The following is an 11,391-nucleotide window of genomic DNA, read 5'->3' as shown; positions in this document are numbered from 1 at the left end:
CGCATGGCACATTCCCACCCAGCTTCCACTGGCCCGGTCGGTCCCGCCCCGCAGCCGCATCAGGTGTGCCTGACCACGCTGCACTACGACACCCCGTGGTCGTACGAGAACTACCTCAAGACCGGCGGTTACGCCGCGCTGCGCAAGATCCTCGAAGAGAAGATCAGCCCGGCCGACGTGGTCGAGATGGTCAAGGCCTCCAACCTGCGCGGCCGCGGCGGCGCCGGCTTCCCGACCGGCCTGAAGTGGTCCTTCATGCCCAAGGGCGACATGCAGAAGTACATCCTCTGCAACTCGGACGAGTCCGAGCCGGGCACCTGCAAGGATCGCGACATCCTGCGCTACAACCCGCATTCGGTGGTGGAGGGCATGGCCATCGCCTGCTACGCCACCGGTTCGACCGTGGGCTACAACTATCTGCGCGGCGAGTTCCATCACGAGCCCTTCGAGCATTTCGAGCAGGCCCTGGCCGATGCCTACAAGCACGGCTGGCTGGGCAAGAACGTGCTCGGCTCGGGCGTGGACATCGACATCTACGCCGCGCTGGGCGCCGGCGCCTACATCTGCGGTGAGGAAACCGCGCTGATGGAGTCGCTGGAAGGCAAGAAGGGCCAGCCGCGCTACAAGCCGCCGTTCCCGGCCAACTTCGGCCTGTACGGCAAGCCCTCGACGATCAACAACACCGAGACCTACGCCTCGGTGCCGGCGATCATCCGCAACGGGCCGGAATGGTTCCTGGGCCTGTCCAGGACCAAGAACGGCGGTCCGAAGATCTTCTCGGTGTCCGGCTGCGTGGCCAAGGGCGGCAACTTCGAGGTGCCGCTGGGCACCACGTTCGATGAGCTGCTGGAAATGGCCGGCGGTCTCAAGCCGGGCCGCAAGCTCAAGGCCGCCGTCCCCGGCGGCGTGTCGATGCCGGTGCTCAAGGCCGACCAGCTCAAGGGCCTGCAGATGGACTACGACACGCTGCGCGCGCTGGGCACCGGCCTGGGCTCGGGCGCCATCGTGGTGCTGGACGACAGCGTGTGCTGCGTGCGCTTCGCCTGCCGCATCAGCCAGTTCTTCCACAAGGAATCCTGCGGCCAGTGCACGCCGTGCCGCGAAGGCACCGGCTGGATGCACCGGGTGCTGGAGCGCATCGTCGCCGGCAAGGGCACGATGGAAGACCTGCACCAGCTCAAGGCCGTGGCCGGCCAGATCGAAGGCCACACCATCTGCGCGTTCGGCGAGGCGGCGGCGTGGCCCATCCAGGGCTTCCTGCGCCAGTTCTGGGACGAGTTCGAGTACTACATCGTCAACGGTCGCTCGATCGTCGACGTCCAGCTGGAGGCCGCCGCATGAGCGCCCAACCGGTCGATCCCAACGTCCCGCCCGATCACGTCACCATCGAGATCGATGGCCGCGTCCTGTACGCGCCAAAGGGCTCGATGATCATCCAGGCCGCCGACAAGGCCGGCATCCCGATCCCGCGCTTCTGCTATCACGACAAGCTGTCCATCGCGGCCAACTGCCGCATGTGCCTGGTCGATACCGAAGTCGGCGGCCGCCCCGCGCCCAAGCCTTCGCCGGCCTGCGCCACGCCGGTCGGCGACGGGCTCAAGGTGTTCACGCGCAACGAGAAGGCGCTCAAGTACCAGCGCAGCGTGATGGAGTTCCTGCTGATCAACCATCCGCTGGACTGCCCGATCTGCGATCAGGGCGGCGAGTGCGAGCTGCAGGACGTCTCGCTGGGCTATGGCCGCTCGGTCAGCCGCTTCAACGAGCGCAAGCGCGTGGTGCCCGACGAGGACATCGGTCCGCTGGTCGCCACCGAGATGACCCGCTGCATCCAGTGCACGCGCTGCGTGCGCTTCACCGCGGAAGTGGCCGGCACCTACGAGCTGGGCGGCATGTACCGCGGCGAGAACCTGCAGATCGGCACCTACGACGGCAAGCCGCTGACCACCGAGCTGTCGGGCAATGTGGTCGACGTGTGCCCGGTCGGCGCGCTGACCAACAAGGTGTTCCAGTTCCGCGCCCGTCCGTGGGAGCTGCAGGCGCGCGAGTCGCTGGGCTTCCACGACGCGATGGGCTCCAACCTGTACGTGCACGTGCGTCGCGGCGAAGTGCTGCGCACCGTGCCGCGCGACAACGAGGCGGTCAACGAGTGCTGGCTGTCCGACCGCGACCGCTATTCGCACCAGGGCCTGTACGCCGCCGACCGCGCGGTCAAGCCGCTGCAGAAGGTCGATGGCGAGTGGAAGGAAGTGAGCTGGGCCGAGGGCCTGGCCGCCGCCGCCGAGATCCTCAAGGCCCACGCCGGTGACGAGCTCGGCGTGCTGGTCCACCCGGCCACCTCGAACGAGGAGGGCGGCCTGGTGGCGCGCCTGGCCGCGGGCCTGGGCAGCGGCAACCTCGACCATCGCATCTTGGCCAACGATCTGTCCGACGCCGCCGTCGCGCAGCCGTTCGGGCTGCCGCTGGCGCAGATCGAGCAGGCCGGGGCGATCGTGGTGTTCGGCAGCAATGTGCGCCATGAGCTGCCGCTGCTGCACCAGCGCATCCGCAAGGCGGTGCGCAACGGCGCCAAGGTGCACCTGGTCAATCCGGTGGACTTCGACTTTACCTTCAGCGCGGCCAGCAAGACCATCGTGCCGCCGTCGCAGCTGGCCGATGCGCTGGGCGCTTCGGCGCTGCGCGAGGCGGTGCAGGGCGCCAGCTCGGCGGTGGTGATCGTCGGTGCGCTGGCCGAGAACCATCCGCAGGCCGCCGCGCTGCGCAAGGCCGCCGCCGACTTCGCCGCGGCGACAGGCGCGGCGCTGTGCCGCATCCCGCAGGGCGCCAACGCCGTGGGCCTGGCCCGCTCCGGCGTGCTGCCGAGCGTGCGCGACGCGGCCGACATGGTCGCCCAGCCGCGCGCCGCCTATGTGATCTACGGTATCGAGCCGGGCCTGGACTTCGCCCACGGCTTCGCCACGCAGAAGGCGCTGACCGCGGCCAAGGTTGTGGCGTTCAGCCACTTCGCCTGCGCCTCCACGCGGCGCATGGCCGATGTGATCCTCCCCATCGGTGCGCTGCCGGAAATCGAGGCGACGCTGACCAATCTCGATGGCGTCGAGCAGCGCACCCAGGCCGGCGGCAAGCTGCCGGGCGAGGCGCGCGAGGGCTGGAAGGTGCTGCGCGCCCTGGGCGGCGTGCTGGGTCTGCCGGGCTTCGACTTCACCGATCTGGCCGGCGCGCGCGCCAGCCTGGCCAACCCGGCCGCGGTGACGCCCAAGGCCTCGGCCGCGCCGTCGCTGGCCGGCGAGGGACTGGAGGTGGTCGCCACCTGCGGCATCTACCGCACCGATGGCTTCGTGCGCCGTGCGCAAGCGCTGCAGGCCCATCCGCTCAACACCGCGCCCGGCATCAGCCTGCATCCGCAGGACGCGCAGGCGCTGGGCCTGGGCGAAGGGCAGGTGGCCAAGGTGCAGGCCGCCGATGGAACGGCCACCTTGCCGGTGGCGATCAATGACCGTGTCGCGCCGGGGTCGGCGTGGATCGAGTCGGGCCACGGCGCCACCGCGCCGATCGGCGCCGGCCGGGTGAAGGTGGTGGCTGCATGAACGAGCTGTTGATCAATGGCGTCAGCCCCCTGCGCGACTGGCTGCTCAGCCTGGGCGCGGGCGGCCTGATCGTGTGGATCGTGCTGAAGATCCTGGTGATCACCATGCCGGTGATCATCACGGTGGCCTTCTACGTGGTCTGGGAGCGCAAGCTGATCGGCTGGATGCACGTGCGCCACGGGCCGATGTACGTGGGCATGGGCATCCTCCAGGCCTTCGCCGACGTGTTCAAGCTGCTGTTCAAGGAGATCATCCAGCCGGCCAGCGCGCAGAAGACGATCTACGTCCTGGCGCCGCTGATCACGCTGGCGCCGGCCTTCGCGGCCTGGGCGGTGATTCCCTTCGACGCGCAGCTGGTGCTGTCCAACGCCAACGCCGGCCTGCTGTACCTGCTGGCGATGACCTCGCTGGGCGTGTACGGCATCATCCTGGCCGGCTGGGCGTCCAACTCCAAGTACGCCTTCCTGGGCGCGCTGCGTTCGGCCGCGCAGGTGGTCAGCTACGAGATCGCGATGGGCTTCGCCCTGGTCGGCGTGATGATCGCCGCCGGCAGCCTCAACCTGTCCAACATCGTCGAGGCCCAGCGCGGCAACGCCGGCTTGTTCGAGTGGTACTGGCTGCCGCTGTTCCCGCTGTTCATCGTGTACTGGGTGTCCGGCGTGGCCGAGACCAACCGCGCGCCGTTCGACGTGGTGGAAGGCGAATCGGAAATCGTCGCCGGCCACATGGTGGAGTACTCCGGCTCGGCGTTCGCGCTGTTCTTCCTGGCCGAATACGCCAACATGATCCTGGTCAGCTTCCTGGTCTCGATCTTCTTCATGGGCGGCTGGCTGAGCCCGATCCAGGGCTGGGTCACCGCCGATGTCTCGCCGTGGATCGACTGGGTCTGGAAGGGCGGCTGGCCGTGGCTGTTCGCCAAGGTCGTGTTCTTCATGAGCGCCTACATCTGGTTCCGCGCCAGCTTCCCGCGCTACCGCTATGACCAGATCATGCGGCTGGGCTGGAAGATCTTCATCCCCCTGACCATCGTGTGGATCGCCGTGACCGCGCTGATGGTGTTCTACGGCGTCATCCAGCGAGGCGCCTGACCGACATGAACAAGATCACCCATTACTTCAAGAGCCTGCTGCTGCTCGAACTGCTGCAGGGCCTGTGGCTGACGTTCAAGTACACGTTCAAGCCCAAGTACACGATGATGTACCCGATGGAGAAGTTCCCGCAGTCGCCGCGGTTCCGCGGGCTGCACGCGCTGCGCCGCTATCCCAACGGCGAAGAGCGCTGCATCGCCTGCAAGCTGTGCGAGGCGGTCTGCCCGGCGCTGGCCATCACCATCGATTCGACCAAGCGCGAGGACGGCACCCGCCGCACCACGCGCTACGACATCGACCTGTTCAAGTGCATCTACTGCGGCTTCTGCGAGGAAAGCTGCCCGGTGGACTCCATCGTGGAAACCCACGTGCTGGAGTACCACTTCGAGAACCGTGGCGAGAACGTCGTCACCAAGCCGCAGCTGCTGGCCATCGGCGACCGACTCGAGTCGGAAATCGCCGAACGCCGCGCCGCCGACGCCGCTTTCCGCTGAGGACGAGATGGACTGGATCAACATCAGCTTCTGGATCTTCGCCGCCGTCGCCGCTGTCTCGGGCGCCGCGGTGATCAGCGTGCGCAACCCCGTGCACGCGGTCCTGTTCCTCATCCTGACCTTCTTCAGCGTCGCCTGCGTCTGGCTGCTGGTCGGCGCCGAGTTCCTCGGCGTGGCCCTGATCCTGGTGTACGTCGGCGCGGTGATGGTGCTGTTCCTGTTCGTGGTGATGATGCTGGACATCGACGTGGCCCAGCTGCGCCAGGGCTGGGTCAGGTTCCTGCCGGTGGGCCTGCTGGTGGCCGTGGTCATGCTGGTGCAGATGCTGGTGCTGATCGGGGTCAAGGCCAAGGCCGGCGCCGCGCTGCCGGACAATGCCGCCGCCGCGGCCGCCGAGACCTCCAACATCACCTGGCTGGCGCGCTCGCTGTTCACCGAGTTCCTGCTGCCGTTCGAGTTCGCCGCGGTGATCCTGACCGTGGCGGTGATTGCCGCGGTGATGCTGACCCTGCGCAAGCGCGAGGGCGTCAAGACGCAGGACCCGTCCGAACAGACCCGGGTCAAGGCGCGCGACCGCTTCCGCATGGTGCGCATGGAACCCGTGCGCCCGGTGGCGCCGGTCGTCGAAACCCCGGCCCAAGACGGTGCCCAGGAGGCCAAGTCGTGATCACCCTCGGACACCTGCTTGCGCTCGGCGCGGTGCTGTTCTGCATCTCGCTGGCCGGCATCTTCCTCAACCGCAAGAACGTGATCGTGCTGCTGATGTCGATCGAGCTGATGCTGCTCTCGGTCAACATCAACTTCGTGGCCTTCTCGCGCCAGCTGGGCGACACGGCCGGCCAGCTGTTCGTGTTCTTCATCCTCACCGTGGCCGCGGCCGAGGCCGCGATCGGCCTGGCGATCCTGGTCGCGCTGTTCCGCAGCCGGCGCACGATCAACGTGGCCGAAGTCGACTCCCTCAAGGGCTGATGTACTGATGACGGGCCAACTTCTCCTTTCCAAGTCCGTGCTGCTGGCCGTGGTGCTCGCGCCATTGCTGGGCAGCATCATCGCCGGCCTGTTCGGGCGGCAGGTCGGCCGTGCCGGCGCGCATACCGTCACCATCCTGGGCGTGGCCGTCAGCTGCGCGCTGTCGTGCTGGACGCTGTACCAGCTGGTGTGGGGCGGGGCGTCGCCGTTCAACGAGAACCTGTACACCTTCTTCGACGTCGGCAGCTTCCAGGGCCATGTCGGCTTCATGGTCGACCGCCTGACCGCGATGATGATGGTGGTGGTGACCTTCGTCTCCCTGCTGGTGCACGTCTACACCATCGGCTACATGGCCGACGATCCGGGCTACCAGCGCTTCTTCAGCTACATCTCGCTGTTCACCTTCTCGATGTTGATGCTCGTGATGAGCAACAACTTCCTGCAGCTGTTCTTCGGCTGGGAAGCGGTGGGCCTGGTCTCCTATCTGCTGATCGGCTTCTGGTTCAAGCGCCCCACGGCCGTGTTCGCCAACCTCAAGGCCTTCCTGGTCAACCGCGTGGGCGACTTCGGCTTCCTGCTCGGCATCGCCGCGGTGCTGATGGCATTCCGCACGCTGGACTACGCGACCGTGTTCTCCTACGCGCCGCTGGCCGCCAACGCCAAGCTGGCCCAGGTCTGGCCGCAGGTCGAAGGCCTGCAGCAGGCGTTCGAGTGGATCGGCGGCTGGTCGCTGATGACGGTCATCTGCATCGGGCTGTTCATCGGCGCGATGGGCAAGTCGGCCCAGGTGCCGCTGCACGTGTGGCTGCCTGATTCGATGGAAGGCCCGACCCCGATCTCGGCGCTGATCCACGCCGCGACGATGGTCACCGCGGGCATCTTCATGGTGGCGCGCATGTCGCCGCTGTTCGAGCTCTCGCAGACCGCGCTGAACTTCATCCTGTTCATCGGTGCGACCACGGCCTTCTTCACCGGCCTGATCGGCATGGTGCAGAACGACATCAAGCGCGTGGTCGCGTATTCCACGCTGTCCCAGCTGGGCTACATGACCGTGGCCCTGGGCGTGTCGGCCTACAGCGCCGGCGTGTTCCACCTGATGACCCACGCCTTCTTCAAGGCGCTGCTGTTCCTGGGCGCCGGCTCGGTGATCATCGGCATGCACCACGAGCAGGACATGCGCAAGATGGGCGGCCTGCGCAAGTACATGCCGATCACCTACGTGACCATGATCATCGGCACGCTGGCCCTGGTCGGGACGCCGTTCTTCTCCGGCTTCTATTCCAAGGACACCATCATCGAGGCCGCCGCGCACCACGCGCACGTCTCGCACGACTGGATCGCCACCTACGGCTACTGGGCGGTGCTGGGCGGCGTGCTGATCACCAGCTTCTACAGCTTCCGTCTGCTGTTCCTGACCTTCCACGGCGCCGAGCGCTTCCGCGATGTGGCGCACGACGATCACGGTCATGGCCATGACCACGCGCATCACGACGCGCACGGCGATGCCGAGCGCACCGATGCCGAGGCCCAGGTCCACGGTCACGACGATCACGGCCACCACGGTCCGCACATCCCGCACGAGTCGCCCTGGGTGGTGACCCTGCCGCTGATCCTGCTGGCCATCCCCTCGGTGCTGATCGGCTTCTTCACCATCGGTCCGATGCTGTTCGGCACCGACTGGGCCGGCCACCACGCCGAAGGCGGCGTGCCGGGCCAGACCGTGAAGTTCTTCACCGGCATCATCGATTTCTACGATCCCGCGCGAGACACCGTCGGCGCGCTGGCCGAGGAGTTCCATGGTCCGGTGGCCTTCGCGCTGCACGGCTTCCTGGGCGCGCCGTTCTGGCTGACCCTGGCCGGCTTCGCCCTGGCGGCGGTGCTGTACCTGGTGCTCTCGCCGGAGTGGCCGGCTAGGCTGCGCCAGCGCTTCTCCGGTCTGGTCAAGATCCTGGAGGCCAAGTACGGCTTCGACATCCTGTGGATCGACGGCTTCGCCGGCGGTGGTCTGCAGCTGGGCAGGATCTCGCGCTGGATCGATACCCGCATCATCGATGGCGTCTTCGTCAACGGCAGCGCTCGCGTGGTCGAGCTGGCCTCGCAGCTGCTGCGCCGCACCCAATCCGGTTTCCTCTACCACTATGCGTTCGCCATGATCATCGGCCTGGTTGCACTGCTGGCCGTCGTGTCTTGGGCCTGGCGCTGATCTGTACGGATACGAACACGTGTCGAACTTGCTGAGCATTCTGATCTGGCTGCCGATCCTCGGCGGTGCCCTGGCACTGGCGATGGGCACCGGCCGCGCCCAGGCCGCCCGCTGGCTGGCGCTGGTCGTGGCCCTGCTGACCTTCCTGGCGAGCCTGCCGCTGCTGATCCACTTCCAGTGGGGCAGTGCGGACATGCAGTTCGTCGAGAAGCATGCCTGGGTGCCGGCCTTCGACATCTGGTACGCGCTGGGCGCCGACGGCATCTCGGTCTCGCTGATCGTGCTGACCACGCTGACCACGGTGCTGGCGCTGATCGGCGCCTGGACGGCGGTGGACAAGCGCGTCAACCAGTACGTGGCCGCCTTCCTGATGCTCGAGGGCATGATGGTCGGCGTGTTCTGCGCCACCGACGCGATGCTGTTCTACGTGTTCTTCGAGGCGATGCTGATCCCGATGTTCCTGATCATCGGTGTCTGGGGCGGCCCGCGCCGCATCTACGCCTCGGTCAAGTTCTTCCTGTACACCTTCCTCGGCTCGGTGCTGATGCTGGTCGGCCTGGTCTACCTGTACATCAAGGGCGGTCAGCTGGGTCATGCCAGCTTCCAGTTCGCCGACCTGTACGTGCTGCCGCTGACAGCCAAGGAGCAGACCTGGCTGTTCTTCGCCTTCCTGATCGCCTTCGCGGTCAAGGTGCCGATGTTCCCGGTCCACACCTGGCTGCCCGACGCGCACGTGGAGGCGCCGACCGCCGGCTCGGTGATTCTGGCGGCGATCATGCTGAAGATAGGTGGCTACGGCTTCCTGCGCTTCTCGCTGCCCATCACGCCCGATGCGGCGCATGAGTGGGGCACGCTGGTCATCGTGCTGTCGCTGATCGGCGTGGTCTACGTCGGCCTGGTGGCGCTGGTCCAGGAGGACATGAAGAAGCTGATCGCCTATTCGTCGGTCTCGCACATGGGCTTCGTGACCCTGGGTACCTTCATCGCCTCGGGCCTGCTGCGCGATTACGACAACGTCGATGCGGCGCGCCTGGGCCTGCAGGGCGCGATGGTGCAGATGATCTCGCACGGCTTCGTCTCCGGCGCGATGTTCTCCTGCGTGGGCGTGGTCTACGACCGCATGCACACGCGCATGATCAAGGACTACGGCGGCGTGGCCAATGTGATGCCGTGGTTCGCGGTGTTCTTCGTGTTCTTCGGCATGGCCAACTCCGGCCTGCCGGGCACCAGCGGCTTCGTCGGCGAGTTCATGGTCATCCTGGCCAGCTTCCAGAAGCACCCCTACATCGCCTTCATCGCCGCGCTGACCCTGATCATCGGCGCCGGTTACACGCTCTGGCTGGTCAAGCGCGTGCTGTACGGCGAGGTCGCCAACAGCCACGTGGCCGAGCTGACCGACATCAACTGGCGCGAGGCGCTGGTGCTGGGGGTATTCGCGGCCGGCACGCTGGCGCTGGGTGTCTATCCCAAGCCGCTGACCGACCTGCTGGAACCCTCGATCGCGCAACTGGCGATGCAGCTCGCCACCAGCAAGCTGTAAGGACTTCACGCCATGGCCGCTCCAATGCTTCCTTCCGCCCCCGTCACCGACCTGTTGCCGATCATCCCGGAACTGGTCGTCGTCGCCGGCGCCTTCGCGCTGCTGATCCTGGACGTGTTCCTGGACGCGCGCCGCCGCGCCATCACCCATGGCCTGACCCTGCTGGTGCTGGCGGTGACCTTCGTCCTGCTGGTCAGCCACAGCGGTGTGGACCTCTCGCAGGGCCCGGCCCACGTCTTCCACGGCATGTTCGTGCGCGATGCCCTGGCCGATGTGACCAAGGCCGCGATCGTGCTGGTCTCGGGCCTGTCGCTGATCTACGGCTGGCCTTACCTGCGCGAGCGCAATCTCTATCCGGGCGAGCTGCCGGTGCTGGTGCTGTTCGCCACCGCCGGCATGATGATGCTGGTCTCGGCCGGCAGCCTGGTCATGGTCTACCTGGGTCTGGAGCTGCTGTCGCTGTGCTCGTACGCGATGGTCGGCATGAACCGCGACAACGGCCTGTCCACCGAAGCGGCGATGAAGTACATCGTGCTCGGCTCGATCGCCTCGGGTCTGCTGCTATACGGCATGTCGCTGGTGTACGGCGCCACCGGTTCGCTGGATCTGGCCCAGATCAACGGCGCGATCGCCGGCATCACCGATCGCCCGATGCTGCTGACCGGCATGGTGTTCATGGTCTGCGGCATCGCCTTCAAGCTGGGCGCCGCGCCGTTCCACATGTGGCTGCCGGACGTCTACCAGGGCGCGCCGACCCCGATCACGCTGTTCATCAGCTCCGGTCCCAAGCTGGCGGCCTTCGCCATGGCCTACCGCGTGCTGGAGCAGGGCGTGGGCCCGACCCAGCCGCAGTGGCATCTGTTGATGGCCGCCCTGGCGACGCTGTCGCTGGTGATCGGCAACGTGGTGGCCATCGCCCAGACCAACCTCAAGCGCATGCTGGCGTATTCGACGGTGTCGCACGTGGGCTTCCTGATCCTGGGCCTGGCCGGCGGCGGCGCGGAAGGCTATGCGGCGGCGCTGTTCTACGGCATCGCCTATGCGCTGATGTCGGCGGCCTCGTTCGGCGCGATCCTGGTGCTCTCGCGCGCCGGCTTCGAGGCCGACACGATCGACGACTTCAAGGGCCTGAGCGCGCGTAGTCCGTGGATGGCCGGCATGGTGCTGTGCGTGATGGCCTCGCTGGCCGGCGTGCCGCCCTTCCTGGGCTTCTGGGCCAAGCTGGTGGTGCTGCGCGCCGCGGTCAACGGCGACCTGATGTGGCTGGCGCTGGTGGGCGTGGTGTGCGCGGTGATCGGCGCGTTCTACTACCTGCGCGTGATCAAGGTGATGTATTTCGATGAGCCGGTGGGTTCCCTTCCGGTGCCGCGTTCAGGTAAACTTGTCCCCGTGGTGTTTGGTGTCAATGCACTGGGTCTGCTGGTGCTGGGAATCGCCTGGAATCCGGTGATGACCTGGTGCAAAGCCGCTTTCGGCGTTTGATACAAAAGAAGTTTCAGGGCTTGCATAAATC

9 protein-coding genes are annotated in these 11,391 nt (G+C 66.8%); all 9 read left to right on the top strand.

The features are described from left to right. The first annotated feature begins 3 nt into the window (after positions 1–3). Genes nuoF through nuoN form a run of 9 tightly spaced genes read left to right on the top strand, consistent with a single transcriptional unit; the run spans position 4 to position 11,360 of the window. Positions 4–1,341 carry an NADH-quinone oxidoreductase subunit NuoF gene (gene nuoF / locus ACFJIT_RS08700; RefSeq protein WP_379655596.1) on the top strand — a complete coding sequence of 446 codons (1,338 nt, stop codon included), beginning with the start codon at positions 4–6 and terminating at the stop codon, positions 1,339–1,341. Then, positions 1,338–3,584 carry an NADH-quinone oxidoreductase subunit NuoG gene (gene nuoG, locus ACFJIT_RS08695; protein ID WP_379655595.1) on the top strand — a complete coding sequence of 749 codons (2,247 nt, stop codon included), beginning with the start codon at positions 1,338–1,340 and terminating at the stop codon, positions 3,582–3,584. Before nuoF ends, nuoG begins: the two co-directional genes overlap by 4 nt. Then, on the top strand, positions 3,581–4,672 hold the full coding sequence (gene nuoH / locus ACFJIT_RS08690; protein ID WP_379655594.1) for an NADH-quinone oxidoreductase subunit NuoH: 1,092 nt from the start codon (positions 3,581–3,583) through the stop codon (positions 4,670–4,672). Before nuoG ends, nuoH begins: the two co-directional genes overlap by 4 nt. Positions 4,673–4,677: 5 nt before the next feature. Further along, entirely contained in the window at positions 4,678–5,166 is a 489-nt protein-coding gene (gene nuoI, locus ACFJIT_RS08685; protein ID WP_130521779.1) for an NADH-quinone oxidoreductase subunit NuoI, read from the top strand. 7 nt (positions 5,167–5,173) lie between these two features. Further along, the gene (locus ACFJIT_RS08680) at positions 5,174–5,833 is read left to right on the top strand and encodes an NADH-quinone oxidoreductase subunit J (RefSeq protein WP_130529645.1); all 660 of its coding nucleotides are present in this window, start codon (positions 5,174–5,176) and stop codon (positions 5,831–5,833) included. Then, on the top strand, positions 5,830–6,135 hold the full coding sequence (gene nuoK, locus ACFJIT_RS08675; RefSeq protein ID WP_130521777.1) for an NADH-quinone oxidoreductase subunit NuoK: 306 nt from the start codon (positions 5,830–5,832) through the stop codon (positions 6,133–6,135). The genes ACFJIT_RS08680 and nuoK overlap by 4 nt, the downstream gene beginning before the upstream one ends. A 7-nt stretch (positions 6,136–6,142) precedes the next feature. After that, positions 6,143–8,338 (top strand): NADH-quinone oxidoreductase subunit L, encoded by a 2,196-nt coding sequence (gene nuoL, locus ACFJIT_RS08670; protein ID WP_379655593.1) that lies wholly within the window; start codon positions 6,143–6,145, stop codon positions 8,336–8,338. 19 nt (positions 8,339–8,357) lie between these two features. Next, positions 8,358–9,878 (top strand): NADH-quinone oxidoreductase subunit M, encoded by a 1,521-nt coding sequence (locus tag ACFJIT_RS08665; protein ID WP_130521775.1) that lies wholly within the window; start codon positions 8,358–8,360, stop codon positions 9,876–9,878. Between the two features lie 12 nt (positions 9,879–9,890). Continuing rightward, positions 9,891–11,360: an NADH-quinone oxidoreductase subunit NuoN gene (nuoN, locus tag ACFJIT_RS08660; protein WP_379655592.1), complete on the top strand. Its 1,470-nt coding sequence runs from the start codon at positions 9,891–9,893 to the stop codon at positions 11,358–11,360. Positions 11,361–11,391 lie beyond the last annotated feature (31 nt).

Origin of the sequence: Pseudoxanthomonas sp. UC19_8, assembly GCF_042700505.1 — a bacterium.
Taxonomy (GTDB): Bacteria; Pseudomonadota; Gammaproteobacteria; order Xanthomonadales; family Xanthomonadaceae; genus Pseudoxanthomonas_A; species Pseudoxanthomonas_A winnipegensis.
Note: the sequence above shows the minus strand (reverse complement) of the source record. Positions and strands in the feature narration are given on the sequence as shown.